Raw genomic sequence first — 26,404 nt, 5'->3', positions numbered from 1 at the left:
CAAATCCTCAGGAGAGTAGCGATTTCAGATCGGCAGACGAATCGGCGATGATGGCGCGATCGGGTTCGGCGCCGGTTTCGAGCAGTTTCTTGCCCGTCACATAGGCTTTGGCGTCATTGATGGCATCGACGGCCACGAAACGACCGTGCCGGAAATACCAGATCGAATGACTACCCTCGCGTGCGCCGGGGCGCAGCAGCGTTTCATCGTAGCCCAGATTGAACCCGGCGATCTGCAGCTTGGCATCATACTGATCGGACCAGAACCAGGGCTTTGGCTGGTAAGGGCTTTCAGTACCGGCAAGGACGATGGCGGCAGCCTCGGCCTGATCGACGGCGTTCTGCACCGATTCCAATCTGACCTGCCCGTCTTCCCACGGCAGCAGCGCACAATCGCCAACCGCATGAATGTCCTTGTCGGAGGTTCGGGTGAACTCATCGACGGCTATGCCATTGCCGACGTCCAGCCCCGACTCGCGGGCCAGCCGGTCATTTGGCGTCACGCCGATACCAACAATGACAAAATCCACATCCAGCATCGAGCCATCGGACAGTTCGGCGGCGGCCACATGGCCGTCCATGCCAACAAGGCGGACCAGACCTGTCTTCTCGCGAATCGAGACCCCCTGCGCCGTGTGAATTGCGCGCATGATATCGGCGGTTTCCTTTGCCGCGACGCGCTGCAGAATGCGGTCTGCCATTTCGATCAGCGTCACGTCCAGGCCGAGCTTGCGGGCAACGGCTGCCGCCTCCAGCCCGATGTAACCGCCGCCGATCACGAGCAGTCTGCGGCCGGGTTTCATTTCCTCCATCAGCCGGTCGGCATCGCGCTTGTCGCGGACCGCCAGAACGCCTTCCAGATCGCCGCCGATGCTGGCGGGCAGAAGGCGTGGCGTGGCGCCGGTGGCCAGGACCAGCTTATCGTAAGAGAGCGTGCTTCCGTCCTGCATGCGTATGGTCTTTGCGTCCCGATCAATCTCCTCCACCCATGTGGAAAGACGGATTTCGACATCGTTTTCCGCGTACCATTGTTCCGGCCGGAACATCAGCCGGTCGAAGGTCATTTCGCCCATCAGGTATTTCTTTGAAAGCGGCGGGCGCTGATAGGGAAAGACGTCTTCCGAGCCGACGATGGTGATGGGCCGAGGATCCTTCAAAGCCCGCAATTTCGCCGCGAGCGCAAATGCCGCCTGCCCCGCCCCGACGATTACCAGCCTGTCCGCCACATTGTTCTCCCGGAATGAATCGCGATCGATGAGCGATGACGCCCGATGCGAAGCATGATGATCACAGAGGCGTAACGCCAAGTACGGCTCGCGTCAACTGCGGAAACAGACGCCTGCACCGTACTGAAACACAAAGGAAGGAGGCTTTTCCACACCCCTGCCTGCAGATGGTTTTGCAAATGGAAACATCGGCTTCGGTCCCCTCTTCATTTATTCGGCAGAGGGCAGCAGAGACAAATGACCATATTTTGTTCAGCTCCCGGCAAGGAAGTTGCGCTAAAATAACCGTCTAAAGAAAAAGCAGTCTGGGAGGTTATTGTGGCCTTGCATATGGATCCGCACCGGAGCGTTGCTCCGGACGAAATGTACGAAAAATTCCAGATCGACCGCCCCGGCAAGATCACCTTCATCGGCCATCACCTGAGCGCCAAGAACACGATGCGCTGCCTGGTTCGCACCATATCTCTTTATGGCGCGGAGATAGAAGTCAGTCCGCATCTCGACATGCCGGTCAATTTTTACCTGGAAATCCTCGGCATCCGCGACGAGATCGGATGCAATCTCATCCGCCGGGAAGAGGAAAAGGCAATCGTCGGCTTCAACATGCTGATCGATGCGGAGTTTCTGCATCATGTGCGCAGGTTGAGCTTCGAAACCAGCGCCTGAGGGCGGCTATGGATTTGCCGGCGGCGCGCCCCACAACCTCGGGGGGCACCGCCAGGCAGCAAAATTCCGACTCAAAACAGTCCTTGCGGCCGGTGACCCGGCTTGAACCCTGCCGTTTTCCACCTATTGTGTGCCGGACTTTTTCAACAGGTACTGGAATTTTCCGCAATGTCCGCTTTTTCGCGCCTTACGCCGCTTGCCGCATCCCTTCCCTCCACCGTTCCTTTCGTCGGCCCGGAAGCCATCGAGAGAAATCGCGGCCTGAAGGTGGAAGCGCGAATCGGTGCGAACGAAAGCGGCTTTGGCCCGGCGCCTTCGGTGCTTCTGGCGATGCGGGATGCTGCGGCCGATACCTGGATGTATAGCGATCCGGAAAATTTCGAACTGAAGGAAGCGCTTGCCATTCACCATGGCATCTCCCGCGGCAACGTTGCGATCGGCAGCGGTGTCGATGGCCTCCTCGGGGAGATCGCACGCCTCATCGTCGAGCCGGGTACGCCGGTCGTGACGTCTTATGGCGGATACCCGACCTTCAACTATCATGTGAATGGTTTCGGCGGAAAGCTCGTCACCACACCCTACGTCGATGACCACGAAAACCTCGACGGCCTCCTCGACCTTGTCGTCAGGGAAAATGCGCCGCTGGTCTATTTCGCCAATCCCGACAACCCGATGGGAAGCTGGTGGGAGGCAAACGAGGTCGTGGCCTTTGCCCGCGCGCTGCCGGAAAACTGCCTGCTCATTCTCGATGAAGCCTATTGCGAAACAGCACCGGCCAGCGCAGTCCCCGCCATCGACGCCCTGATCGGCCAGCCGAACGTACTGCGTATGCGCACCTTCTCCAAGGCTTATGGCCTTGCCGGTGCGCGTGTTGGTTACGCCATCGGCACGCTCGGCAACGTTCAGGCGTTCGACAAGATCCGCAACCATTTCGGCATGGCCCGCGTCTCCGTTGCAGGAGCGCTCGCGGCACTGAAGGATCAGGACTACCTGCATGAGGTCGTCGCCAGAATCGCCGCCGCTCGCGACCGCATTTCGCAAATCGCCCGCGACAACGGCCTGTCGCCCCTGCCCTCGGCCACCAACTTCGTCACCATAGACTGCCACCGCGACGGTTCCTACGCCCGCGCCATCGTCGATGGCCTGATGGGACACGGCGTCTTCATTCGCATGCCGGGCGTCGAACCGCTCAACCGCTGCATCCGTGTCAGCGCCGGAACGGATGACAAGATCGACCTGTTCGAAAAGGCGTTGCCGAAGGTTCTGAAAGCGCTGGGTTGAGAACCCAAACGGTGACAGAGAAAATCTCATATACGGACATCTTCCGTCATTCCGGCCTTGAGCCGGAATGACGGAAGAAAAGATACTGTGACAGCTATTCAAAACCGTCCGCTAAATCACTGTCGCGGAATCGTTTTTCGCTCTCCTGAATCCCAGACATACCAGACATAAAAGAACCGCGCCGGCCTTGTTCCTGCCGGTCGCGGTTCGATGTGTCAGCGCAAAAGCGTCCTTGCGGGCGCCCTCGCCGCATTCCCCTTCGGGTTTTACTTTCGTTTATACCGGAGAGCAGGACTGGAGGAACCGCATCCGGAAAATGAAGGCATTCCGTATTGAGTGCTGTGATGAATTATCAGTGCATCGTCATCCATTCGCGGGCGGCGCGCAGTGCCTCGGCAAGTTCTGCCTTCGTCATGTTGCGGGCCAGATCGGCGCGCAGGGAAGCTGCCCGTTCCGAACCGCGAATGGCGGCAATGTTGAGCCATTTGTGAGCCGCGATCAGATCCACCTTGCCGCCCTTGCCGGTCGCATAGACCAGACCCAGATTGCAAAGAGTTTCGACGCGGCTTTCGCCCGAGGCAATCGCCATTTCGATGTCGCGAATTTCAAAGCGTGCCATTGTTTTTATCCCTGTTTCGTAACCTTGCATTGGTTCATTCATGTTCGCCTCTGAGCGGGCGTCTTGCCTTTGTGACCTACCGTCTTCCGCGGCTTTGTATGGTCCTTCCGGCTGGCAGGTTTGCCCTGCGCTTTCGATGGCCTCACTATGCCAGCGGGCTTTCAACGGGCGCTTAAAAGGCATGATTAATACGCCGCAAACAAAGTCCAAACGATTGGTAAAGTTGGGTTTTTGTTAAATATGCCGAGGCCCGGAAATTAAGGACTTTCTGCGCATTTTTACGAAAGTTTTACGAATGGAAATCAACCCTTCCCTAACCATGCGAAAAACATCGTTTTCGGCATCAGCACTCTCCCCGCATCTCGCCGACCGAAAAAACAGCGGAATCCAGCCCAGCGCATATTTCCTTTTACGTTCACGTTAATTATAAATCGCTGCATTCGCATGAGGAGATGCGAGTGCGGGGGCCGAAGCAGGAGTGGCTCCGGCACATTGGATTGGGAGGTCCGTATGAAAAAAATCACGATTCTGGCTGCGGCACTTGTCATGATCGGTGGCTCGGCGCTTGCCGGTGAGGCCATCGAAGGCAACTGGAAGACCGCCAGCGGCGAAACCGCCGCCATCGCACCCTGCGGTTCGGCATTCTGCGTGACGCTGAAGACCGGCAAACACGCCGGAAAACAGATCGGCAGGATGAGCGGTAGCGGCAACAGCTATTCTGGCGACATCACCGATCCGGCCAACGACAAGACCTATAGCGGCTCCGGCACGGTTTCCGGCAATTCGCTCAGCATGAAAGGCTGCGTGCTGAAGGTGCTGTGCAAATCACAGACCTGGACACGTCTGTAAGAAATGAACAAGGGCGCAGCGAAACGTTAGCTGGCGGAATAGTCAATCTGCCGACGTATCGTTGCGCCGGATCTCTCCCATAGAGAATGACGAATGTGCCCGATCACTTCGTAAATTCTGATTTCAGGCACTTCACATGCCGGGAAAACAACACTCGCATGCCCGTTGAGCGAAAGTCTGCAGTGAGAGGCGATATCAACGGACAGCCTTGCACGTCATCCCGGACGCCCTTGGCCAGACATACCTTTGTCCGTCGAGGAATATTACACCCGCATGTCTGCTGATACGATCCACTGGTTCGTAAAATCGAGACACGATCTTGCATCGGCAGGCCCGTTGTTTCGAAGAATCGGTGCTTCGGCCGACCTCATATCGCCCCTGCTCCAGAACGGCATCGTGGGGCGCTTCTCCATGCGGACAACGATTTCCTGATGGACAGGATGCGTTGCGAGGCGGCATATCATGATGCCTCGACTGAACGACGCCGAGTCATGGATGCCTTCATCGAACACTCGCGGCGTGAAAAACGACGGCATGTTTGCCGCCGCGCAGAAGCATCACCTTCCGATTGTCGACGCCACCGATCCAAGTCTATCACCGGCCCCATCTAGGTGCTGGCTGCCGGTGCAGGCACTTTTCCAACATAGCCCGAAACGGGTAGATGCTGGCTTTTTATGTCCTTGCTCCGGCGTCTTTCATCACGGAATGGCCGCATTAACCTCCCTGAATGCCATATGAACCGGGTTCTCAGCATCGGTTCAGTCCAAGTATGGCAAAACTCTGTCCATCAACTCCAACAAAGGGGAATGGACATGGCAAAGCTGATCCGCCGCCTTACGATCATCGTGGTGCTCATGGCAATTTTCGCCATGTCCTTCGCGTCGCTTGTCGTCAATCCGAACCGCAGCTTCCAGCGTGTGAACGCCGGTGCGGCGCTTGCCTGCAAGCAGAGCGCGGTTCCCGGCCCCAACTGCCCCGTTGTGCTTTGAGGAAACGACGATGACCAGCAATTTCTCCGGCACGTTATTTTCCATTCTGCGGCTTACCCTTGTCGCCTCCATGTTCCTCGGACCGGTGGCGGGGCTTGCCGTCTACAAGGCGGATCCCCGTCCGGCATCAAAGGGCGCCGGTTTCGTGCTGCTGATGAGCCTGCAGCGCGGCGCGCTCGGCTGAGCGGGCCATTCGGCCGTTTCTTTTTCAAACCCACATATTTCTGTCGCTTGCCTGTGAAAATTGGCTCCCTATAATGGGCCATGACGATAGCAAAGCACACGATTCCGCCCCTCACCTTCATCACGCCGGAGCCTTTCGCGCCGCAGACTTTCACGGCCCCGAAAGAGGCCGTAGAGGCGTTGACCGCGCTTTATGAGCGTAACACGAATTTCCTCATCAGATCCTTCACGGATCTGGCGCAGGGCGCTCCCATCGAGGGCCGTTACCGCGCCTGTTATCCGCAGGTCAGCCTTGAAACATCCAGTTTCGGCCATGTGGATTCGCGCCTGTCCTACGGCCATGTCACCGCCCCCGGCGTCTACACCACCACCATTACCCGCCCGCAGCTTTTCCGGCATTACCTCAAGGAACAGCTCGGCCTGCTGATGAAGAACCACAGCGTTCCCGTGACGATTGCCGAATCCGCCACGCCCATCCCGCTGCACTTCGCCTTTGGTGAAGGTGCCTACGTGGAAGCGGCAGCCGCCTCCTCGCTGTCGGATGTGCCGCTGCGCGATCTGTTCGATACGCCGGACCTCAACAACACCGACGACCTGATCGCCAACGGCGAATACGACCAGGTGCCCGGCGAGCCCGCCCCGCTTGCGCCGTTTACCGCACAGCGCATCGATTATTCTCTGGCTCGCCTCAGTCACTACACGGCGACAAGCGCCAGCCACTTCCAGAATTTCGTGCTTTTCACCAACTACCAGTTCTACATCGATGAGTTCGCAGCCTGGGCTCGCAAGATGATGGCGGATGGTGGCGAGGGTTACACTGCCTTCGTGGAGCCGGGCAACATCATCACCCATGCCGGTTCCGACCGGCCGGAAACGGATATGACGCTTGGTCGCCTGCCGCAGATGCCTGCTTATCACCTGAAGAAGAAGGGTCATGCGGGCATAACGCTGGTCAATATCGGCGTCGGCCCCTCAAATGCCAAGACGATCACCGACCACATTGCCGTGCTGCGCCCGCATGCCTGGCTGATGGTCGGCCACTGCGCCGGTCTTCGCAACAGCCAGCGGCTTGGCGATTATGTTCTGGCGCATGCCTATGTGCGCGAGGATCACGTTCTGGACGATGACCTGCCGGTCTGGGTTCCAATCCCGGCGCTCGCCGAAGTGCAGCTTGCACTGGAAGGCGCCGTTGCCGAAGTAACAGGCTATGAGGGCTTCGAACTGAAGCGCATCATGCGAACCGGCACGGTCGCGACCATCGACAATCGCAACTGGGAACTTCGCGATCAGGCGGGACCGGTGAAGCGCCTGTCGCAGTCGCGCGCCATCGCTCTCGACATGGAATCGGCCACCATCGCCGCCAACGGCTTCCGGTTCCGCGTTCCTTATGGCACCCTGCTGTGCGTTTCGGACAAGCCGCTTCACGGCGAACTGAAGCTGCCGGGCATGGCCACCGAGTTCTACCGAACGCAGGTCGCCCAGCATCTGCAGATCGGCATTCGCGCCGTCCAGAAGCTCGCCGCCATGCAGAAGGAAACGCTGCATTCCCGCAAGCTGCGCAGCTTCTACGAAACGGCGTTCCAGTAAAAATACAAAATGCGCCCGCACTGAAAATGCGGGCGCACCGAAACCGGATAAAAGACGGAGAGAATCAAGCCGTCTTTATCGTTGCCTCGATACGGACGGTGAAATTGACCGACCTGGCGATGAAGCATTTGTCATGCGCGTCCTCGTGCAGTTCCCGCGCAACGGCCGGATCGCCCTTGGAGATCGTCACCACCGGTTTCAGAACCACTTCGCTGAAATGACCGGCACCGTCCTTTTCCATAACCATCGTGCCTTCGGCATTGTCGACATATTCGCTGACGATGACGCCGGAGACGGCGCAGAAATGCAGATACCAGAGCTTGTGACAGGCAGACAGCGAGCCAACGAGCAGCTCTTCCGGGTTCCAGCGCGCCGGGTCGCCACGAAAAGCCGGATCGGACGAACCGGCAATATCCGGCTTGCCTTCGGCGGAGAGGGTATGATCTCGGTCGTATTCGCGATAGCCGCTCGTACCGGTGCCGCGATTTCCGGTCCACGTCACCTTGACGCTGTAGTGGTGTTCCTGTCCGGCCATCGGTCTATTCCTTAACGGTATCGCGCAAATGATCCAGTCCCTTGCGCAGAGTTTCAATCACTTCATCCACCTCCGACCGGCTGATCGTCAGCGCCGGAGAGGCAAGCATGCGGTCGCCGGTGGCGCGCATCACCAGACCGTTCGCCAGGCAATGATTGCGCACCGCAACGCCCGCATCTTCGGGCTTGGCGTAACGTTTGCGGGTCGTCTTGTCCACGGCGAGTTGCAAGCCGCCCATCAGGCCGACGTTCACCGCTTCGCCAACAACCTCGTGATCGGAAAGGCTTTTCCAACCCTTGGCGAAATAGGGGCCGATATCGTCGCGAACGCGTTCCACCAGCCCCTCGTCCTCGATGATTCTCAGATTTTCCAGCGCTGCGGCGGCGCAGACGGGATGGCCGGAATAGGTGAAACCGTGGTTGAAATCGCCGACGTCGTTCAGCATCACCTCGGCGACACGATCGGAGACAAGCACGCCGCCAATCGGCAGATAGCCCGACGACAGGCCCTTCGCGACGGGCGCCAGATCCGGCTCGACGCCGAAATGCTGATAACCGAACCAAGAGCCCAATCGTCCAAAGCCGCAGATCACCTCATCCGACACCAGCAGGATGTTGCGGGCCTTGCAGATGCGGGCGATTTCCGGCCAGTAGGTTTCCGGCGGCACGATGACGCCACCCGCACCCTGAATGGGTTCGGCCACGAAGGCGGCGACATTTTCCTCGCCCAGTTCGTCGATCTTGGCGTCCAGTTCGCGGGCGACCTTCAGACCGAATTCGGCTGGCGAAAGATCGCCGCCTTCCGCATACCAATAAGGCTGGTTGATATGGGCGATGCCCTCGATCGGCAGATTGCCCTGCTCGTGCATCCATTTCATGCCGCCCAGAGACGCTCCTGCGACCGTGGAGCCGTGATAGCCGTTTTTGCGGGCGATGATCTTTGTCTTGGAGGGATGCCCAAGCGCCTTCCAGTAGACGCGCGCCATGCGGAACCACGTATCGGTCGCCTCAGAGCCGGAATTGGTGAAGAACACATGGTTCATCTTCGGTCCGGCGCGGGAGACGATCTTCTGCGCCAGCAGGGTCGCGGGCGGCGTCGTGGTGCCGAAGAAGGCGTTGTAATAGGGCAGCTCGTTCATCTGACGGGCAACAGCGTCAGCGATTTCCTTGCGGCCGTAGCCGATGTTGACGCACCATAGCCCAGCGAATGCATCGAGATATTTCTTGCCCGTGCTGTCATAGATGAAAACGCCTTCGGCCCGTTCGATGATGCGGGTTCCCGCCGCATTGAGCTTACCCATATCGGAAAAGGGATGAAGGTGATGGGCGGCATCGATGGCCGCAAGGTTGGACATGCCCTTGGTGATTTCATTCATGACGGATCGCACTCCAGATTGGGAACGGCGCTCGTTAAAACCGCACCTTGAAGGACCATGGCCGGGCAGATTCGATTTGGCAAGGCTTGCCGTTTCGACTTATCGTTGCAATCGAAACAAGCAGAAAGCCAAACATGACATCGAAATCCCTGTCGGATATCCGCACCCCGAACGACCAGCAGCCCCGCACGGAAATCCTTCTGGTGGGTATGAACGGCGATCTGCGGGGAAAGCGCATTCCACCCGGCAAGGACAAAAAAATATGGGAAGGTACGGTCAGGCTGCCCTCCTCCACCCAGTCCCTCGACATCTGGGGCGACGACAATGACGATATCACCGGCCTTTCCCTGACCATCGGCGATCCGGATGGCGTCTGCGTTCCGGACACGCGCAGCCTCGCGCCTATGCCTTGGGCGCCCGAAGGCTCGCAGCAGGTTCTGGCCACCATGCACGAGATGGACGGCAGCCCGAGCTTCATGGACCCACGCGCCATTCTGGCCAATGTGCTGAAGCGGTATTCGTACCTCGGGCTGACACCCGTTGTGGCGACCGAGCTTGAATTCTACCTCGTGGAAAACGACTGGCGGGAAACAGGCAAACCTCGCCCGCCCGCAAGCCTTGCATTTCGTGGCGAGGTGACCGGCGCACAGCTCTACGACATGGGCGCGACCGACACCATGGACGGTTTTCTGCAAACGCTGAACGACTGGGCGAAACTCCAGGACCTTCCGGCAGACGCAACAACGGCGGAGTTCGGCCCCGGCCAGTTCGAGGTCAATCTGCTGCACCGCGCCGATGCGCTGGCTGCCGCAGACGACTGCATCTATCTCAAGCGGCTTGCGGACCATGCCGCCAGAAAGCACGGGCTGAAATCCACCTGCATGGCAAAGCCCTATTCGGATCAGGCCGGTTCCGGCCTGCATGTGCATGTCAGCGTACTCGACCGCGATGGGAAAAACATTCTCGACGCGCAAGGTGGCGATCCGGTACGCCTGAAATCGGTATGCGCCGGACTGCTCAACACCATGCGCGATGCGCAGGCGATCTTCGCGCCCTTTGCCAATTCCTACCGACGTTTCCAGCCGGGGTCCTTTGCGCCGGTCGATATCGACTGGGGCTACGGGCATCGCGGCACCGCCGTGCGCATTCCCGATGCCAATGGCCCGGCCGCCCGCATAGAGCACCGCGTCGCCGGTGCGGATGCCAACCCCCATCTTCTGCTGGCTGCAATCCTAGGCGGAATGCTTCTCGGGCTGGACAACCAGCTCGACCCCGGCCCCGAGACAGGACCCGGGCAGGAAAGCCCGGCAAAACGACGCCTGACGCATGATTTTTTGACAGCCGTCGAGGATTTCGCCGCCTCGCCGGTCATGGCGCACATTTTCGGGGCGCGGTATCGCAAGCTCTACGCCGATACGAAACGCAAGGAAGCGATCACCTTTCTGCGCACGGTTTCGGATTTCGATTATCGCACCTATCTGCCGCGGATTTAGAGCGTTTCCATTTATCGAGGAAACGCTCTAGCTTGCCGCGAAGAACTGGCGCCCCACCAGAACCTTCAGTTCGCGGGCGTGCAGCTTCAGCGCGACGTCACGTTCCATCGGCAGCAGTTCGCCGTCGATCACGCAGCGCACGTCATGGCGTCGCTTGGGAAAATGCAGTTCGACCGCCGTGGCCGTCATGGCGGTGACCGAAGCATTTTCCTTGAATCTGCCGCGCAGAATGTCCAGCGCCAGCTTGGCCACGCCTGCCGGGCGCAGGGGATCGGTGAGGTAAAAACCGAGATGGCCGCCGGACACATCATCCGCTACCAACAGGGCATTCTGGCCGAACTCGTTGTTGGAGACGGAGATGGCTGAAACCTTGCGCAACTGCTTTTCGCCATTCACCGTAAACTCGACCTCGAAAACCGGCGGATTCAGGATGACGTTGATCGCGGCGCGCACGCTTGCCTTGATCTTGCCGAGACGCGAGGCAAATGCGAGGTTGTTGCGATAACGAACCATGCGCGAATGCAGACCGGCCGAAAACTGGTGCACGAACAGGCGTCCATTGGCGCTGGCAATATCCACTTCGGCAACTTCACTTGTTGCGAGCGTATCTAGAGCCTGGTGAATATCGAGCGGCACCTTCAGGGAGCGCGCGAAGAGGTTCATGGTTCCCGCCGGGATGACGCCCAGCGCGATGCCGTGTTTCCAGGCAATCCCGGCAGCGGCCGAAATCGTCCCGTCACCACCGCCCGCGATGATGCCATCGATGCCCGGCTCATCTGCGGCTCGCTCCAGTTCAGCCATAATGTCCTTGCCGTCGACGGGGCGGCAGTCGACCTCGTGGCCTGTCTGGGTGAACACCTGCCGCGCGTGATCGCAATAGGCCTGCATGTCCGTTGTACGAAAGGTACCGCCATCGCGGTTGAAAACTGCTACAAGTTTCATGTCTTACCCGGTTCTGCCACTCGGCCATGCAGGCGCATAAGTGTCCGCCGCTGGATGAGGTTCCAAACACCATCGCGTGAACGCAATATTTTTGCCTCGAATGAGTCTACCGCAATGCATTATTCCATGTTAGAGGTTACTTAAGGTCATTTTCATGGCCGCGCATCTCCAGTCAGGGCAGGCTGTTTCCCATACAGCCTTGCCCTTTTTTCTGTTTGCATCCCCTTCTCAGGTCGTCATGAGCCAGTCGAATATTTCGGAAGTCCGCCTTGAAGCGGAGAGTGAAACCATTGGCGCGACGGCGTCCGCCGCTACCTTGCCGCCACTTGCCGTCGCCCTTATCGAACTGGCGCTTGCAGCAGGTGGCTTCGGCATCGGCACCGGCGAATTCGCCATCATGGGCCTGCTTCCCGATGTTGCCACAACATATGGCGTGAGCGTCCCGCAGGCGGGCTACGTCATCACGGCCTACGCGCTCGGCGTCGTCATCGGAGCACCGATCATCGCGGTCCTTGCCGCACGCATGACGCGCCGCGCCTTGCTGCTTGGCCTGATGGGTCTTTTTGCAGTCGGCAACATCCTCAGCGCCATGGCGCCGGATTTCCTCAGCTTCACCATACTGCGTTTCATCACCGGCCTGCCGCACGGCGCCTATTTCGGCGTTGCAGCACTCGTCGCCGCCTCCATGGCGCCCATCCACAAGCGGGCGCGGGCCGTTGGCCGCGTCATGCTTGGCCTGACCATCGCGACACTACTCGGTACGCCGCTCGCGACATTCTTCGGCCAGATGTTCTCCTGGCGCGCCGCCTTCATGCTGGTCGGCGGCATCGGTTTCCTGACCGTTGCACTGCTGTGGTTCTTCCAGCCGCGCGACAAGGTGGAAGAAGGCGCAAGCCTGTGGCGTGAACTCGGCGCGTTCCGCCGCGTGCAGGTGTGGCTGACGCTGGCGATCGCATCCGTCGGCTTCGGCGGCATGTTCGCGGTCTTCAGCTATATCGCCAAGACGACCACCGATGTGGCGATGATGCCTGTTTCCACGGTTTCCATGGTGCTGGCGCTGTTCGGCATCGGCATGAATGTCGGCAACGTCGTCGGCTCGCGTCTTGCGGATATCTCGCTCAACGGCACGATCGGCGGCATGCTGGCCTTCAACGTGGTTCTGATGGTGCTGTTCGGGCTGACCGCGCACAATCCCTACATGCTATGCCTGTGCGTTTTCCTGATCGGCTGCGGTTTTGCCGCCTGCCCTGCCGTGCAGACGCGTCTGATGGACGTCGCAGCGGATGCGCAGACGCTGGCGGCCGCGTCGAACCATTCCGCCTTCAACATCGCCAACGCGCTCGGTGCATGGCTTGGCGGCATGGTGATAGCGATGGGTTACGGCTATGCCTCCACCGGTTATGTAGGAGCGGTTCTTTCGCTTCTCGGCCTCGGCGTATTTCTGGTGTCCGTGGCTGTCGAGCGGCGGGAAAAAGCTGCCTGACGTCGCCTATTCCAACAGCCGGAGGCAGGGTTACCACCTTGCCTGAATTTCACATTCGGGGCGCTTGACTCTTTTTCGTTTCAGGCGCAACACATCTTCACGCGCATGCTGTGACGCAGCATCGCGCGGATTTCAACGGAGCATCATTGGATGTCTAGCGACAGTAGCAGTCGATTGCCTTTGCCGAGATCGGCGAGCGTGAACTGATCCGACCACTGTCGGCTCACCACCGCGTTCGCCGTGATCGGCGAATCGACGGAAAGGTGAGCAATCATGAACTTCCACAACCTCTCCCAGAGGGCCAGCAAGGCCGCGCGTCTTCTCCGCGGCGGTAACTCCGGCCCAGTCACCATTGCAGAACGTGTCGAGCAGCTGAACACGCTGGATGTGGTTTCTGCCGCAGCAGCGCTGCTTGCCATGCCGAAAGCAAAGGCCGTCGCCATTCTCGACCGGCCCGAGCTGCACAGAGCAGCCGAGATCATCGCCCTTTTTCCGGTCGAACAGGCCGCTCCCATCATCAACCTGATGTCGGACGACCGTGTCGCCGATATTCTGGCCGAGATGGAAGACGAGCCACGCGCCCGGCTGTTCTCCCGGCTCGACCGTGCGACTGCCCTCTCCATTCAGCACCTGATGGGTTATCCGCCTCGCACCGCCGGCTCCATCATGACCACGGAATTCGTCAGCGTCCCTGACGACTGGACGGTGGAGCAGACCCTTTCGCACATCCGTGTCGTGGAGCGGTCGCGTGAAACGGTCTACGCCATCTATGTGCTCGCCGCGGACAGAACGCTTTCGAAGGTGGTGACGCTACGGCGTCTGCTGACCGGCGAACCCGGCGCGTCTATCCTGAGCGTCGCCTCGAAGGAAGGCCTGGTCTATGCCGATCCGATGATGTCGCAGGAAGACGTCGCCCGGCTCATTCGCAAGCATGACCTTCTGGCACTGCCGGTCGTGAACGAACACGCCCATATTCTCGGCATCGTCACCGTGGATGACGTGATCGACACGATGATTGCCGATACGACGGAAGATGCGCAGAAGTTCGGCGGTATGGAAGCCCTCGGCAAGCCCTATATGGCTATCGGCTTCCCGGACATGATCCGCAAGCGTGCCGGGTGGCTCGCAGCCCTGTTCCTCGGCGAAATGCTGACGGCGAGCGCCATGCAGCACTTTGAGGGCGAGCTGGAAAAGGCCGTGGTGCTGACGCTGTTCATTCCGCTCATCATGTCGTCTGGAGGCAACTCCGGCTCGCAGGCGACGTCGCTCATCATCCGGGCGCTGGCGCTTGGCGAACTGAAGCTGAAAGACTGGTGGCGGGTGCTGCTGCGTGAAATCCCGACAGGGCTGACACTCGGCTGCATTCTCGGCGCCATCGGCTTCCTACGGCTGACGATCTGGCAGAAGGCCGGTTTCTACGATTACGGTGAGCACTGGATGCTGGTTGGCTTCACGGTCTTTGCCGCCCTCGTCGGCATCGTCACCTTCGGCTCACTGGCGGGTTCCATGCTGCCCTTCGTGCTGCAACGCCTGCGGCTCGACCCTGCCAGCGCATCCGCACCGTTTGTGGCAACGCTCGTGGATGTCAGCGGACTGGTCATCTACTTCTCCGTGGCGCTTGTCATCCTGAGCGGTACGCTGCTCTGAGGCAATGAAGCAACCCGGCCGGGCGGCAGGCACGGCCGGGTTGCTTCAACGGTCGCGCTCGAAAACAGCGGCATTTCCATATAGTTACATTCAAACACTGCGGAACCGATTCAGGGTCGGTGGCGTAATGGCTGAAAAATGGCATGATGGAGGTCGCCCAATGAATGTTTCCAATCTCAGAGACTATCCGCACTTCGCGGATCTCATCGCCGACCGAGGCTGGAACGAATGGTGGACAGAAAGCGGCCTTCCCCTGGGGCAATATCGCGCGCATCTTGAGTCGATGCTGGAAAGCGATGGCGTTCCCTTTGCACTCGTCGCCCATGAGAATGGCGTCTATGCCGGGTCCGTTCTGGTGATCTCGAACGACCACGACGAGAGGCCGCAATATGCGCCGTGGATAGCGGCGCTCTGGGTCGAGCCAGGATTCCGGCGACAGGGCATTGCGGCCCGGCTGATTGCGGAAAGCCGTGGAGAGTCGGAGAAGAGCGGGCACCCCTCCTGCTATCTCTGCGCCACATCCGACAAGGCACCCTATTATCTGAAACAGGGCTTCACACTCATCGAGCGCGACGTCGCCGGTCTAGATATCTTCGTGATCGGCGGTGCCCAGGCGAGCTGACACTATCGCCAGGCATCAGCCTGCCAGCGCTTTGAGCGCGATGGCAGGCCTTCGTGTTAGATCAACCGCCAGCGTTGATGACACCGGTTGACAAAAGGCCAAGCAGGATCACGCCGATCGCCACGCGGTACCAGACGAACGGCATGTAGCTCTTGGTCGACACGAGCTTCAGGAACACGACGATCACGCCGTAACCGACCACGAAGGCGATGAATGTCGCCAGCGCCGTCGGACCCCAGCCAACCGGGTTGTCCTCACCTATGCTCTTGAACAGCTGGTAGAAACCGGAACCGAAAACGGCGGGAACGGCAAGCAGGAAGGAATAACGCGCCGCTGCTTCGCGCGTGTAACCGAGCAGCAGGCCCGCGCTGATGGTGCCGCCGGAGCGAGACACGCCGGGGATGAGCGCCATGGCCTGCGCAAAACCGAACAGGATGCCATCGCGCCAGATCAGCTGGTTCAGCTTGTAGCGCTTGGCTCCAATCCGGTCGGCAACACCCAGGACGATGCCGAACACGATCAGCATGATGGCGGTGATGTAGAGATTGCGCAGCGAATGTTCGATGGCGTCCTTGAACAGCAACCCAAGCAGGACGATCGGCACGGAGCCGATGATGATCAGCCAGCCGAGGCGCACATCGGCCGGATCGTAGGTGCCGCCAAGCCTGAGATTCTTGCGCAGCCAGGCAATGGCGATCCGCATGATATCAGACCAGAAATAAACCAGAACCGCCAGTTCCGTGCCGATCTGGGTGATCGCGGTAAATGCTGCTCCCGGATCCGTGCCGGAGGGCAGAAACTCTCCGGCAATCCGCAGATGCGCGCTCGAGGAAATGGGAAGAAACTCTGTCAATCCCTGCAACAGACCGAGAAAACCGGCCTCAAGCCAACCCATGCTCATATGATTTGATGTCCCTGCTTGCGAATCGATGCCGCACCATTATGCCTCAATCGGGGCAAATACGTGTTGCATCGCAGCAGGGGAAAATGGCTTAGGCGACGGCTTGTTTTCATGCCGCTTTTTCGTTTTCCTGCGGCATGCGCGTGTATTTCTCGCCGTTCTTGCAGACCACGTGAGAGTCACCCCATGTTTTCAACGCCGAGATCACCGGCTTCATGCTTTCTCCGAGCGGGGTCAGCGCATAGTCCACGCGTGGCGGCACCACCGGAAAGACGGTGCGTGAAATCAGCCCTGCCTCCTCCAGCTCCCGTAACTGCTTGGTCAGCATGCGTTGCGTGACGCTTGGAATATTGCGGCGCAGTTCGTTGAAACGCAGGATGCCGGAATTCATCAGGTGATACAGGATCACCCCTTTCCATTTTCCGTCGATGAAACTCAGCGTCGATTCCACCGGGCAGCCGGGAAAATTGCCAGTCAGCTTGGCGCGCGGGCGAGACATGACGGTATCCTTTTTGTATGTATCATCAAAAAATGTGCATTCTTGCGAAGGCCGCTCATATGTATCAAGTAAGAGGCACGCAAACAAGCAAAGGAGAATGCAAGTGCGTGCCATCGGTTACCAGAAAGCCCAGCCAGTCACCGCGCAGGACGCCCTGATCGATATCGACCTGCCCGTCCCGGAGGCGAAGGGGCACGATATTCTTGTCGAGGTGAAGGCCGTTTCGGTCAATCCGGTCGACACCAAGGTCCGTCGCAACCAGACACCGGAAAATGGCGAGTACCGTGTGCTTGGTTTCGACGCGGCCGGTATCGTCAAGGCGGTCGGTGAGAAAGTCTCGCTGTTCAAGCCGGGTGACGCCGTGTTCTACGCAGGCGCTATCAACCGGCCCGGCTCCAACAGCGAATTTCATCTGGTCGACGAACGTATCGTTGGCGTGAAGCCGCAGACACTTTCCTTTGAAGAAGCCGCCGCACTGCCGCTCACAGCCATTACGGCTTACGAAACGCTGTTCGACCGTTTGCGGGTGAAAGACCCTGTTCCCGGTGCTGCTAATGCAATTCTCGTTATCGGCGGCGCGGGCGGCGTCGGCTCCATCGCCATCCAGTTGCTTCGCGCTCTCACCGACCTCACCGTCATCGCCACGGCATCCCGTCCGGAAACGGTCGATTGGGTAAAGGATCTCGGCGCGCACCATGTGGTCGATCACAGCAAACCGATCGCCCCGCAGGTGGAAGCACTCGGGATTGGTGCGCCGGCCTTCGTGTTCTCCACGACACACAGCGACTTTCATGCCGCCGACAGCGTCGCCGTCATTGCGCCGCAGGGCCGTTTCGCGCTGATCGACGATCCGGCCGGCGGCTTCGACGCCATGCCGTTCAAGCGCAAAAGCCTTTCGATCCATTGGGAAATGATGTTCGCCCGCGCCGTCTTCCAGACGGCCGACATCATCGAACAGCACAAGCTGCTCAATCACGTCTCGGAACTGGTGGATGCCGGTACGATCAGGACGACACTGACCGAAGTGTTCGGCACGATCAACGCTGCCAATCTCATCAAGGCGCACGCGCTGATCGAAAGCAACAAGGCCAAAGGCAAGATCGTTCTGTCAGGTTTCTAGTCCATCGAAACAGAAAGGCCGTGCGACGCGGTTGCACGGCCTGATGACGATCAGTCGTCTTCCGGCTCTTCGGGGCACGGCCAAGATGCAGGCACGGTCATCCCGGCAGGCAATTTGGTCTTCGCATCACCGCAGGACAGTTCGATCTGCCCCTGCGCCAGCCCGGTTGCCGCGGACAGGTCGACACCCTCGATGCGGGTCAGCAGGAGGAATGCGTTGGAGAAATCGACAGGACCGCCCAGCACCGCGCCGTTGAAACGTGCGCGTGAAAGGTTTGTCAGCGTGAACTTTGCGCTGTTCAACGTCGCACCTTCAAAATCCGCACGACCAAGTTCGGCCTTGGTGAAATCGGCGCCATCGAGCTTGGCTTTGTTGAACTGCGCCCGCTGCATCTCGGCATTGACGAATTTCACATTGGTGGCGTCTGCCCCGGAGAAATCGCTGCGATATGCTTCAACCTTCGTGAGATTGGCACCCTGCAAATTCGATTCGCCGAGGGCCGTACGAATAAGCTTGGCCTTTTCCAGGTCGGCGTTTTTCAGCGACGAGCCGCGCAGGTCCGTATAGGTGAAATCCGTGCCGTAGAGCATAGCCGCATCGAGATTGCTTCCGCCCAGCATCAGCAGGCGCTTGTTGCATTCCCGCCAGTCGATCCCCGCCATGGCATCTGCGCGGCAGCTTGCGGCGCCTGCATGGTGACCACTCATAGCCAATGCGATCATAAGACCACCGGCAACAGCAGCGAACCGCTTCGCCCTGTCGTTCAAACGTATGTTCAGCCTTTCGAAGCTGGCCATGCTTTCACTCCATATCGCGGACGCGCCGCCACGGCTGCTCCGGTCGGCGCATATCCTATACGTAAGTGTCCCAAGGGCAATCTGCAATCATCGGCAAACCACTGATAAAAAAGCGTCCGCAAGCCGGGAATGGACAACTCAGGCCGAGTACGCACTCCCTCATTCCTCCGGTCGTCAGAGAAATGAGGAAGAGACACCTTCGTGAGGACCGTGCCAATATTACATATTGGCGTAGACCGGCCCTTCGCCACCCTGCGGCGGTACCCAGTTGATGTTCTGGTTGGGGTCCTTGATGTCGCAGGTCTTGCAGTGCACGCAGTTCTGGGCGTTGATGACGTAGGTGTCCTGACCGTCCTTCTCCACCCATTCGTAGACACCAGCCGGGCAATAGCGTGTCGAGGGACCGGCATAGACATCGTGCTCAGATGATTTCTGCAAGCCTAAGTCCTTCACCTGAAGATGTACCGGCTGGTCTTCTTCATGGTTGGTCGAGGACAAAAACACCGACGACAGCCGGTCAAAGGTCAGAACGCCGTCCGGCTTCGGATAGGCGATCGGCTTGTGCTTCGAGGCCGGTTCAAGACTTTCGGCATCCGTCTTGCCGTGCTTCAGCGTGCCGAACACCGAGAAACCGAACAGCTGGTTCGTCCACATGTCCAGGCCGCCAAGCGCCACGCCGACAGCCGTGCCGAACTTCGACCACAGCGGCTTGACGTTGCGGACCATCCTCAGATCCTTGCCGATATCGCCCTGACGCCACTCGTTCTCGATCTCGACAACTTCGTCATGGGCGCGGCCGGACCTGATGGCATCGGCGATCCTGTCTGCCGTCAGCATGCCCGACAGCACCGCATTGTGGCTGCCCTTGATGCGCGGCACGTTGACGAAACCGGCGGAACAGCCGATCAACGCGCCGCCGGGGAAGGTCAGCTTCGGAACCGACTGATAGCCACCTTCAGTGATGGCGCGCGCGCCATAGGACAGGCGCTTGCCGCCCTCGAAGGTATCGCGGATGGCCGGATGCGTCTTGAAGCGCTGAAATTCCTCGAAAGGATAAAGATAGGGGTTCTTGTAATTCAAGTGAACCACGAAACCGACGGCCACCATATTGTCTTCAAGATGGTAGAGGAATGAGCCACCGCCGGTCTTCATGCCAAGCGGCCAGCCGAACGAGTGCTGCACCAAACCTTGTTTGTGCTTCTCCGGTTTGACCTGCCACAATTCCTTGATGCCGATGCCGAATTTTTGCGGTTCGCGGTCTCTGGAGAGGTCGAACTTGGCAATCAGCTGTTTGGCGAGCGAACCGCGCACACCCTCGCCGATCAGCACATATTTGCCGTGCAGCTCCATGCCGCGGGTGAAGTTCGGGCCGGGTTCGCCGTTCTTCTCGATGCCCATGTCGCCGGTGGCGACGCCGATCACCGAACCCTCGTCATTATAAAGCACTTCGGTTGCAGCAAAGCCGGGATAGATCTCGACGCCGAGCGCTTCCGCCTTTTCCGCCAGCCAGCGACAGACGAGACCAAGCGACACAATGTAGTTGCCGTGGTTGTTCATCAGCGGCGGCATGGCGAAGTTCGGCAGACGGATCGAACCGGCTGGCCCCAGGAACAGGAACTGGTCGTCGGTGACCTCTGTCCTGAAGGGATGCCCCTCCTCCTCGCGCCAGCCCGGCAGCAGCCTGTCGATACCGATCGGATCGACCACAGCGCCGGAGAGAATATGCGCGCCGACCTCCCCGCCCTTTTCCAGAACAACCACCGACAGTTCGGGATCAACCTGCTTCAGACGGATCGCCGCAGACAACCCCGCAGGACCGGCCCCGACAATCACAACGTCGAATTCCATCGATTCCCGCTCGGGGAGCTCCATCGGTTCGGTCATTCTATCCTCTCACCTCGCCGGTCCCTTCCGGCTTTTGTTTCCACCCGTCGCGACAACCATCCGATGATGCGGCGGCGCCGCCAAATCAAATAGCCGCGCCTTCCGGGGCAGCTTTGTCGATGCCTTCTGTATTCGCAAAGCAAGACACGCTTGTCGAGCTTCTATAGCGGCAAAACATGTCGTACGCCACACATTTGTCAGACAACCTGATAACCAATTTCGCCATACTTACTTTTACGTTCACGTAATATTAGATTCGTGTCGATTGAGCGTCAAGCGACCCTATGCTTTCCTGACATGCCGAACGCAAGTCTGCACGAAGGAGCAGCAAGCCAACCAGCAGCAGATCAGCAAACCGTAAGGCTATCATCAAAAATAATCGGCGCCCCGAAACCGTTCCGCCCCGAACCAGCCTTCAAAAGCGCGCTGCAGCCGCCTATAAACACCACCATCTGCATTTCGGCATAAGGATATCTACCATGGATTTCGGCATCTCCGGCAAGCGCGCCCTCGTTCTTGCATCCTCGCGCGGCCTCGGCCTCGGCATTGCGACAGCTCTTGCCAAGGAAGGCGTGAACGTTCTGCTCGTGGGCAGAAGCGGCGAGAAGCTGGACGCGAACTGCAAGGCGATCAATGCTCTTGGCAAGGGCAAGGCCGATTGGGTCTGGGGTGATCTTTCCGAAGAAAACTTCGTCGATTCCATGACCAAGGCCGTCCAGGAAAAGCTCGGCGGCATCGATATCCTGGTCAACAACACCGGAGGCCCTACGCCCGGCCTCGCGCAGGAGATTACTGCGGACAAGCTGGACACCTTCTTCCAGTCCATGGTGCTGCGCGTCATCACCCTGACAAATGCGCTGCTGCCGCAGATGAAGGAACAGGGCTGGGGCCGTATCCTGACGGTCGCCTCATCGGGCGTCTTCGAGCCTATCGCCAATCTTGCCCTTTCCAACACGCTGCGCGGCGCGCTGGTCGGCTGGAACAAGACACTCGCAACGGAAGTCGCCGGTTTCGGCATCACCGCCAACCTGCTGCTGCCGGGACGCATTCACACCGACCGCATCGATGAACTGGATGGTGCGAACGCCAAGCGCCTCGGCAAATCCGTCGAGGAGATCCGCGATGCTTCGGTCAAAACGATTCCGGCCGGACGGCTTGGTTCCGTGGAGGAGTTTGCTGCCGCTGGCGCATTCCTATGCTCCCAGCCCGCCAGCTACATCACCGGCACCATGCTGCGTGTCGACGGCGGCGCATCGAAGTCCAATTGACCCAAAAACAGTTCTGGGGCCGAACTTTTCGGCTCCAGAACAATTATCTTGTGAAATTATTATAAAAAACGACCGATAAAACAGCATTTTAGATAAATGCGAGTGTGCGACTGAACTTAAAATTCAGGCACAGGCGCGTAGGGACTGCCCATCATCAATTGGCATTCCAGCATGTTAGAAAATCTATTCCGCCCCTCGCCTACCCCCTCCTCCACGACCAAACCAGACACGACATCCGGTAACCAGTCTGCGAGCACGCAGGGAGGAAGCGCATCATCAAACACCACGACAAGCCAGCAGACGGCCCAGACCACCGGAAACTCTGCGACGCCTGCAGAGAACGGTAGCGACGACCATACGATCGATGACGGCACCTATTCGCCGACCCCATCGCAACAGCCCGAAACGAACGCGCCAGAGCCTCCGACCGAAACCGAAAGCGCAGGTGAATCGGATCCTGCACCGGACCTCCCTCGGTCTGTTGGCGGCGACGACACCGAAGCAACGCAACCAGCCGCGGCATCTCCGTCCCAGCCGTCCTCCAGCACGACGACGCCGGCGGAAGCAAACATATCAGCACAGACCTCGGCTGCCCGACCCGACCGCCAGGTCGAGAAGCCAACCAATGCCGATGCGATTGAAGCGAGAGCATCCCTGCGTCGCAGCCTCGCAGAAAACGAAGCGGCCCTCGAGGGCGCCCGCAATCAGGCCATCGAGGCGCAGAAGGACCGCATCGTCCGTGGACTGCTGGATTCGGCCATCATCGGCGCAGGCCCGGAAGAGAGCGTCGATCTTCTCGCCCCACGCAAGGTGGAAAACGGCCGATCCGGCCTTGTAAACCGGTATTACGCAGAGGCATGACGTGTTTTACGGGCCATCAATTCAAGGTGGCCCGCAGGTTCTTCCTGCACTACAATACCCCGCAGGTTCATGCTTCGGAGTCCATGGATGCGCGTATTTCAAATTTCCCTGACGGTGCTTGGCATTTTCGTGGCGCTCATCGGACTTGTCTGGATGGGACAGGGTAGCGGATATTTCCCCTACCCCTCATCCAGTTTCATGATCGACCAGAGTCCGTGGATCTGGCGCGGCGCGCTTGCCGCTATCGTCGGGCTTGCCATTATCTTCGCCAGCCGACGGCTTGTGCGATAGATTACCGGACGAGCTGCGGCAGATCGGCAATCATCGTGTCGCGGGTAACGAAGCTGATCGGCTCCTTGCGCTTCCAGTCGCTGATGTTGAGCCTTGCGAACACCACACGCCGCTCACCCTTTTCCGCCCAGCCGACAAACCAGCCGAGCCAGTTGTTGCCATCGAATTTGCCTGCCTTGTCGCGCATGCGGCCGGAACCCGTCTTGCCATGGACCTGCCAGCCGTCAGCTGCGGTAAACTGCGGAATGATCGCCCGCGTCTTCTCAACAGCGGCCTGTGAAACCGGAAGCTTTCCGGTGACGAAACGACGCACGAAGTCCGCCTGCTGGTCGCCGGAAATCTTCAGCGAAGACATCAGCCAGGATTCCGTCAGCCCGTCCGTCTGGCCGGGAATGCCCTTCACATCGGCGTTACCGTAACCAAAGCCGCGCACATAATCGGCGAACTTCCGCTGGCCGAGTTTCCGGGTGATCTCCTGCGAATACCAGACAATCGAGTCCGTTTCCCAGATCGTCGGATTGACAGATTTCTGCTCCCGCTTCGGCCTCTTCCATTCCGCCCTGTAGTTCCAATGAGGCGTCGTCGCATCCTTCAGAACGCCCGCATCGTAGCCCATGACAGCCAAGGGAAACTTGAAGGTGGATTGCGGCGCAAACGCTTTATCGCAGACGCCATTGCGGTGGATCGTCGCGCCGCTTTCTGCATCGAGAACAACGGTGCAATGCACCGGCTCGGCCGCGACCAGCGCCGAAGGAACCATATAAAATGTTGAAAAAGCCGCACAAACCGTTGCTGCCAGACGTTTCAAGGCCATTGGCCACTCTCCCTATACGCAATATTCGATGACCGCCCCGGGCGCTTACAGGGAAAACTGGAATGGCTTTATTGCGGCGGACAACGAGAAAAACCGTTACCCGCGCTTGCTATTCACAATTCGCTATGCCATCACGCGCCCTCCTCAAAACAGGCGGGCGCTTTCGGCGTCCTTTAATCTCACCGGATGCCAAATGGCACTCCGGCACCTCTCTTGTTGACACATAAGGATATTCGCCATGGCAAGCGCACTCGGCCTCGATTTCGGCACGACCAACACGGTCATGGCACTTTCCGACAGCGGCAGCACAAGCCATTCGATGCGCTTTACCAGCAGCGCGGGAACGGCAGACAGCATGCGCACCGCGCTGTCCTTCATGAAGGACAATGCGCTGGGTGCGGCCGCTCTCCACGTGGAGGCGGGGCATGCGGCCATCCAGCAGTTCATCGACAATCCCGGCGACTCCCGCTTCCTGCAGTCGATCAAGACCTTCGCCGCGTCCTCGCTGTTTCAGGGAACGCTGATCTATGCCAAGCGCCAGAGCTTCGAAGACCTGATGGAAGTTTTCCTGCGCAAGCTGAAGGTCTATGCGGGCGATGAATGGCGCGACGATGTTTCCAGGGTCATCGCCGGTCGCCCGGTTCGCTTCGCGGGTACGAACCCGAACGAAGAACTGGCGCTTACACGTTACAACGAGGCGTTGACGCGTGCCGGGTTCCCGGAAATCCACTACGTCTATGAGCCGGTCGCGGCAGCCTATTACTTTGCGCAGAGCCTGAAGAAGGACGCCAACGTTCTGGTGGCGGATTTCGGCGGCGGCACCACCGACTACTCGCTGATCCGTTTCGAAACCCAGGGCGGCAAGCTCTCCGCAACACCTATCGGCCATTCCGGCGTCGGCATCGCGGGCGACCACTTCGATTTCCGCATGATCGACAATCTCGTCTCCCCCGAAATCGGCAAGGGGAGCAAGTTCAAGAGCTTCGACAAGGTTCTGGACGTTCCCTCGGGCTACTACGTGAATTTCGGCCGCTGGAACCAGCTCTCGATCTTCAAGACCTCCAAGGAATTTGCCGATCTGAAGTCGCTGGTGCGTTCCGCGCTCGAGCCCGAAAAGCTGGAAATGTTCATCGATCTCGTCGAGCATGACGAAGGCTATCCGCTCTATCAGGCCATTTCCGCCACGAAGATGGCACTCTCTTCGCAGGAAGAAGCGGAGTTCAACTTCTCGCCGCTTGGCAAGGCGGGACGCAAGACGGTGAAGCGGACCGATTTCAACGCATGGATTGCCGAAGACCTCGGCAAGATCGAGGAAGCGCTGGATGAGGTTCTGGTCAAGACCAACACCGCGCCGGATGCCATCGACAAGGTGTTCCTCACCGGCGGAACCTCCTTCGTGCCGGCGGTGCGTGAACTTTTCAACCGACGTTTCGGCATGGACAAGATCGAAAGCGGCGGCGAGATGCTCTCCATCGCGCACGGTCTGGCGATGATCGGCGAGAGTGGCGATATTGAGCGCTGGACAGCGTGATTTACGGGTTTCGCCGGACCGGGACTTGAGGTAGTTTTCGCCCATGATTTCGGCTCAAGATCTCTCCCCGGCGGAACTGGCAGCACTTCTGCATTTTCATGCGGATGCGGGTGTGGATTGGCTTCTCGGCGACCAGCCGATCGATCGCTTTGCTGAATTCGCGGCAAGCCGCCCTGCCCGGCAGATGCCGAGGCAGGAACCCCAGCAAGCCATGGATCGCCGCGCAGGCGATCGTCCCGGAGCACAGGTAGATGGAGGGACCCGACGTGCGACTTCAGCCGCAGGCAGAGCCACGCCGCCCATCCCTGCCATCCAGCAGAATGTCGCCGTGCCGGATGCGGAGGTCATCACTGCCGCGCGGTTTGCCGCGGAGAGCGCCCGCTCCCTCGAGGAACTCAAGACCGCTCTGGCGAGCTTCAACGGCTGCAACCTGAAGAACAGCGCACGCAGCACGGTTTTTGCAGAGGGCATTCCAACCTCCGGCGTCATGGTGATCGGTTCCATGCCGGACGCCGACGATGACCGCGAGGGCATGCCGTTCGCGGGCAAGACCGGTCTTCTGCTGGAACGCATGCTGGCGGCCATCGGCCTTGAGCGTAGCAGCATTGCGCTCGGCAATGTCGTGCCGTGGCGCCCACCCGGCAATCGCCAGCCGACGCAGGCGGAAATGGACATCTGCCGCCCGTTTATCGAAAGACAGATCGCCCTTTTCGAGCCAAAACACCTGTTGCTTCTTGGCAACTTCACCGCACGTTTCTTCTTCGGCGGCTCGGGAACGATCCACACGCTGCGCGGCCAGTGGCGCGATGTCGCGGCTGGCCACCTCGTTCTGCCCGCCCTCGCCAGCCTTCACCCGCAGGAACTTCTGAACGCGCCCGCCTCCAAGTCTTTGTCCTGGCAAGATTTATTGGCCTTCAAGGCGCGCATCACGCAGCACTGACT

At 59.3% G+C, this 26,404-nt stretch carries 26 protein-coding genes; 16 read left to right on the top strand and 10 right to left on the bottom strand.

The features are described from left to right. Positions 1-7: 7 nt before the first annotated feature. Complete coding sequence (locus tag N7578_RS13865; protein WP_311110890.1) at positions 8-1,225, bottom strand: FAD-dependent oxidoreductase; 1,218 nt, start codon at positions 1,223-1,225, stop codon at positions 8-10. Between the two features lie 318 nt (positions 1,226-1,543). Here N7578_RS13865 and N7578_RS13860 point away from each other — a divergent pair, with 318 nt between their 5' ends. Next, entirely contained in the window at positions 1,544-1,891 is a 348-nt protein-coding gene (locus N7578_RS13860) for a hypothetical protein (protein WP_311110889.1), read from the top strand. A gap of 168 nt (positions 1,892-2,059) precedes the next feature. Continuing rightward, entirely contained in the window at positions 2,060-3,172 is a 1,113-nt protein-coding gene (locus N7578_RS13855; protein WP_311110888.1) for a pyridoxal phosphate-dependent aminotransferase, read from the top strand. Between the two features lie 352 nt (positions 3,173-3,524). On the opposite strand, the gene N7578_RS13850 is transcribed toward N7578_RS13855, so the two are convergent. After that, complete coding sequence (locus N7578_RS13850; protein WP_311110887.1) at positions 3,525-3,791, bottom strand: sel1 repeat family protein; 267 nt, start codon at positions 3,789-3,791, stop codon at positions 3,525-3,527. 510 nt (positions 3,792-4,301) lie between these two features. Between N7578_RS13850 and N7578_RS13845 the strand changes: the two genes are divergently transcribed. The 4 genes from N7578_RS13845 to amn all read left to right on the top strand — a co-directional run bounded on the left by N7578_RS13845 (position 4,302) and on the right by amn (position 7,399). Continuing rightward, the gene (locus N7578_RS13845) at positions 4,302-4,640 is read left to right on the top strand and encodes a DUF2147 domain-containing protein (protein ID WP_311110886.1); all 339 of its coding nucleotides are present in this window, start codon (positions 4,302-4,304) and stop codon (positions 4,638-4,640) included. A gap of 812 nt (positions 4,641-5,452) precedes the next feature. Next, on the top strand, positions 5,453-5,629 hold the full coding sequence (locus N7578_RS13840) for a hypothetical protein (RefSeq protein ID WP_311110885.1): 177 nt from the start codon (positions 5,453-5,455) through the stop codon (positions 5,627-5,629). Positions 5,630-5,639: 10 nt separating this feature from the next. Continuing rightward, positions 5,640-5,813, top strand: coding sequence for a hypothetical protein (locus N7578_RS13835; protein WP_311110884.1), 174 nt, complete (start codon positions 5,640-5,642; stop codon positions 5,811-5,813). Positions 5,814-5,893: 80 nt separating this feature from the next. Next, positions 5,894-7,399: an AMP nucleosidase gene (gene amn, locus N7578_RS13830; RefSeq protein ID WP_311110883.1), complete on the top strand. Its 1,506-nt coding sequence runs from the start codon at positions 5,894-5,896 to the stop codon at positions 7,397-7,399. Between the two features lie 64 nt (positions 7,400-7,463). Here amn and N7578_RS13825 read toward each other — a convergent pair whose 3' ends face one another. Beyond that, positions 7,464-7,934, bottom strand: coding sequence for an OsmC family protein (locus tag N7578_RS13825; RefSeq protein WP_311110882.1), 471 nt, complete (start codon positions 7,932-7,934; stop codon positions 7,464-7,466). 4 nt (positions 7,935-7,938) lie between these two features. Continuing rightward, positions 7,939-9,309 (bottom strand): aspartate aminotransferase family protein, encoded by a 1,371-nt coding sequence (locus N7578_RS13820; RefSeq protein ID WP_311110881.1) that lies wholly within the window; start codon positions 9,307-9,309, stop codon positions 7,939-7,941. A gap of 134 nt (positions 9,310-9,443) precedes the next feature. Here N7578_RS13820 and N7578_RS13815 point away from each other — a divergent pair, with 134 nt between their 5' ends. After that, complete coding sequence (locus tag N7578_RS13815) at positions 9,444-10,802, top strand: glutamine synthetase family protein (protein ID WP_311110880.1); 1,359 nt, start codon at positions 9,444-9,446, stop codon at positions 10,800-10,802. Positions 10,803-10,829: 27 nt separating this feature from the next. Here the strand turns inward: N7578_RS13815 and N7578_RS13810 are convergent, their stop codons facing one another. Continuing rightward, positions 10,830-11,744 carry a diacylglycerol kinase family protein gene (locus N7578_RS13810; protein WP_311110879.1) on the bottom strand — a complete coding sequence of 305 codons (915 nt, stop codon included), beginning with the start codon at positions 11,742-11,744 and terminating at the stop codon, positions 10,830-10,832. A gap of 238 nt (positions 11,745-11,982) precedes the next feature. On the opposite strand from N7578_RS13810, the gene N7578_RS13805 reads away from it, so the two are divergent. The 3 genes from N7578_RS13805 (at position 11,983) to N7578_RS13795 (ending at position 15,496) form a co-directional block, all read left to right on the top strand. Beyond that, positions 11,983-13,227 carry an MFS transporter gene (locus N7578_RS13805; RefSeq protein ID WP_311112510.1) on the top strand — a complete coding sequence of 415 codons (1,245 nt, stop codon included), beginning with the start codon at positions 11,983-11,985 and terminating at the stop codon, positions 13,225-13,227. Between the two features lie 273 nt (positions 13,228-13,500). Next, positions 13,501-14,874 (top strand): magnesium transporter, encoded by a 1,374-nt coding sequence (mgtE, locus tag N7578_RS13800; protein WP_311110878.1) that lies wholly within the window; start codon positions 13,501-13,503, stop codon positions 14,872-14,874. A 160-nt stretch (positions 14,875-15,034) separates the two neighbouring features. After that, complete coding sequence (locus N7578_RS13795; RefSeq protein ID WP_311110877.1) at positions 15,035-15,496, top strand: GNAT family N-acetyltransferase; 462 nt, start codon at positions 15,035-15,037, stop codon at positions 15,494-15,496. Between the two features lie 61 nt (positions 15,497-15,557). Here the strand turns inward: N7578_RS13795 and N7578_RS13790 are convergent, their stop codons facing one another. Together N7578_RS13790 and N7578_RS13785 are read right to left on the bottom strand one after the other, a co-directional pair. Next, positions 15,558-16,397 carry an undecaprenyl-diphosphate phosphatase gene (locus N7578_RS13790; RefSeq protein WP_311110876.1) on the bottom strand — a complete coding sequence of 280 codons (840 nt, stop codon included), beginning with the start codon at positions 16,395-16,397 and terminating at the stop codon, positions 15,558-15,560. Between the two features lie 109 nt (positions 16,398-16,506). Beyond that, a complete protein-coding gene (locus N7578_RS13785; RefSeq protein WP_311110875.1) occupies positions 16,507-16,896 on the bottom strand; it encodes a helix-turn-helix domain-containing protein in 390 nt (129 codons plus the stop codon). 103 nt (positions 16,897-16,999) lie between these two features. Here N7578_RS13785 and N7578_RS13780 point away from each other — a divergent pair, with 103 nt between their 5' ends. Next, positions 17,000-18,016: a zinc-binding alcohol dehydrogenase family protein gene (locus N7578_RS13780; RefSeq protein WP_311110874.1), complete on the top strand. Its 1,017-nt coding sequence runs from the start codon at positions 17,000-17,002 to the stop codon at positions 18,014-18,016. A 50-nt stretch (positions 18,017-18,066) separates the two neighbouring features. Here the strand turns inward: N7578_RS13780 and N7578_RS13775 are convergent, their stop codons facing one another. Together N7578_RS13775 and N7578_RS13770 are read right to left on the bottom strand one after the other, a co-directional pair. Beyond that, the gene (locus N7578_RS13775) at positions 18,067-18,813 is read right to left on the bottom strand and encodes a pentapeptide repeat-containing protein (RefSeq protein ID WP_311110873.1); all 747 of its coding nucleotides are present in this window, start codon (positions 18,811-18,813) and stop codon (positions 18,067-18,069) included. A gap of 219 nt (positions 18,814-19,032) precedes the next feature. Beyond that, complete coding sequence (locus tag N7578_RS13770) at positions 19,033-20,697, bottom strand: electron transfer flavoprotein-ubiquinone oxidoreductase (protein WP_311110872.1); 1,665 nt, start codon at positions 20,695-20,697, stop codon at positions 19,033-19,035. Between the two features lie 479 nt (positions 20,698-21,176). Between N7578_RS13770 and N7578_RS13765 the strand changes: the two genes are divergently transcribed. From N7578_RS13765 to N7578_RS13755, 3 genes are all read left to right on the top strand, one after another. Then, on the top strand, positions 21,177-21,965 hold the full coding sequence (locus tag N7578_RS13765) for an SDR family oxidoreductase (protein ID WP_311110871.1): 789 nt from the start codon (positions 21,177-21,179) through the stop codon (positions 21,963-21,965). 171 nt (positions 21,966-22,136) lie between these two features. After that, positions 22,137-22,826: a hypothetical protein gene (locus tag N7578_RS13760; RefSeq protein WP_311110870.1), complete on the top strand. Its 690-nt coding sequence runs from the start codon at positions 22,137-22,139 to the stop codon at positions 22,824-22,826. An 87-nt stretch (positions 22,827-22,913) separates the two neighbouring features. Further along, positions 22,914-23,117, top strand: coding sequence for a hypothetical protein (locus tag N7578_RS13755; RefSeq protein ID WP_311110869.1), 204 nt, complete (start codon positions 22,914-22,916; stop codon positions 23,115-23,117). Position 23,118: 1 nt separating this feature from the next. On the opposite strand, the gene blaOXA is transcribed toward N7578_RS13755, so the two are convergent. Further along, positions 23,119-23,931: a class D beta-lactamase gene (gene blaOXA, locus N7578_RS13750; RefSeq protein ID WP_311110868.1), complete on the bottom strand. Its 813-nt coding sequence runs from the start codon at positions 23,929-23,931 to the stop codon at positions 23,119-23,121. Between the two features lie 238 nt (positions 23,932-24,169). On the opposite strand from blaOXA, the gene N7578_RS13745 reads away from it, so the two are divergent. Together N7578_RS13745 and N7578_RS13740 are read left to right on the top strand one after the other, a co-directional pair. Beyond that, positions 24,170-25,462: an Hsp70 family protein gene (locus N7578_RS13745; protein WP_311110867.1), complete on the top strand. Its 1,293-nt coding sequence runs from the start codon at positions 24,170-24,172 to the stop codon at positions 25,460-25,462. Between the two features lie 43 nt (positions 25,463-25,505). Continuing rightward, positions 25,506-26,402 (top strand): uracil-DNA glycosylase, encoded by an 897-nt coding sequence (locus N7578_RS13740; protein ID WP_311110866.1) that lies wholly within the window; start codon positions 25,506-25,508, stop codon positions 26,400-26,402. The last annotated feature ends 2 nt before the right edge of the window (positions 26,403-26,404 follow it).

It is taken from the genome of Agrobacterium tumefaciens, from assembly GCF_031801495.1.
GTDB classification, from domain to species: Bacteria; Pseudomonadota; Alphaproteobacteria; order Rhizobiales; family Rhizobiaceae; genus Agrobacterium; species Agrobacterium tumefaciens_K.
This window is presented reverse-complemented; position numbering and strand designations above follow the sequence as displayed.

Coding starts and splice junctions, on each gene's coding strand:
- N7578_RS13855 (WP_311110888.1), top strand. CDS start 2,060: ATGTCCGCTTTTTCGCGCCTTACGCCGCTTGCCGCATCCCTTCCCTCC.
- N7578_RS13850 (WP_311110887.1), bottom strand. CDS start 3,791: ATGGCACGCTTTGAAATTCGCGACATCGAAATGGCGATTGCCTCGGGC.
- N7578_RS13845 (WP_311110886.1), top strand. CDS start 4,302: ATGAAAAAAATCACGATTCTGGCTGCGGCACTTGTCATGATCGGTGGC.
- N7578_RS13840 (WP_311110885.1), top strand. CDS start 5,453: ATGGCAAAGCTGATCCGCCGCCTTACGATCATCGTGGTGCTCATGGCA.
- N7578_RS13835 (WP_311110884.1), top strand. CDS start 5,640: ATGACCAGCAATTTCTCCGGCACGTTATTTTCCATTCTGCGGCTTACC.
- amn (WP_311110883.1), top strand. CDS start 5,894: ATGACGATAGCAAAGCACACGATTCCGCCCCTCACCTTCATCACGCCG.
- N7578_RS13825 (WP_311110882.1), bottom strand. CDS start 7,934: ATGGCCGGACAGGAACACCACTACAGCGTCAAGGTGACGTGGACCGGA.
- N7578_RS13820 (WP_311110881.1), bottom strand. CDS start 9,309: ATGAATGAAATCACCAAGGGCATGTCCAACCTTGCGGCCATCGATGCC.
- N7578_RS13815 (WP_311110880.1), top strand. CDS start 9,444: ATGACATCGAAATCCCTGTCGGATATCCGCACCCCGAACGACCAGCAG.
- N7578_RS13810 (WP_311110879.1), bottom strand. CDS start 11,744: ATGAAACTTGTAGCAGTTTTCAACCGCGATGGCGGTACCTTTCGTACA.
- N7578_RS13805 (WP_311112510.1), top strand. CDS start 11,983: ATGAGCCAGTCGAATATTTCGGAAGTCCGCCTTGAAGCGGAGAGTGAA.
- mgtE (WP_311110878.1), top strand. CDS start 13,501: ATGAACTTCCACAACCTCTCCCAGAGGGCCAGCAAGGCCGCGCGTCTT.
- N7578_RS13795 (WP_311110877.1), top strand. CDS start 15,035: ATGAATGTTTCCAATCTCAGAGACTATCCGCACTTCGCGGATCTCATC.
- N7578_RS13790 (WP_311110876.1), bottom strand. CDS start 16,397: ATGAGCATGGGTTGGCTTGAGGCCGGTTTTCTCGGTCTGTTGCAGGGA.
- N7578_RS13785 (WP_311110875.1), bottom strand. CDS start 16,896: ATGTCTCGCCCGCGCGCCAAGCTGACTGGCAATTTTCCCGGCTGCCCG.
- N7578_RS13775 (WP_311110873.1), bottom strand. CDS start 18,813: ATGGCCAGCTTCGAAAGGCTGAACATACGTTTGAACGACAGGGCGAAG.
- N7578_RS13770 (WP_311110872.1), bottom strand. CDS start 20,697: ATGACCGAACCGATGGAGCTCCCCGAGCGGGAATCGATGGAATTCGAC.
- N7578_RS13765 (WP_311110871.1), top strand. CDS start 21,177: ATGGATTTCGGCATCTCCGGCAAGCGCGCCCTCGTTCTTGCATCCTCG.
- N7578_RS13760 (WP_311110870.1), top strand. CDS start 22,137: ATGTTAGAAAATCTATTCCGCCCCTCGCCTACCCCCTCCTCCACGACC.
- N7578_RS13755 (WP_311110869.1), top strand. CDS start 22,914: ATGCGCGTATTTCAAATTTCCCTGACGGTGCTTGGCATTTTCGTGGCG.
- blaOXA (WP_311110868.1), bottom strand. CDS start 23,931: ATGGCCTTGAAACGTCTGGCAGCAACGGTTTGTGCGGCTTTTTCAACA.
- N7578_RS13745 (WP_311110867.1), top strand. CDS start 24,170: ATGGCAAGCGCACTCGGCCTCGATTTCGGCACGACCAACACGGTCATG.
- N7578_RS13740 (WP_311110866.1), top strand. CDS start 25,506: ATGATTTCGGCTCAAGATCTCTCCCCGGCGGAACTGGCAGCACTTCTG.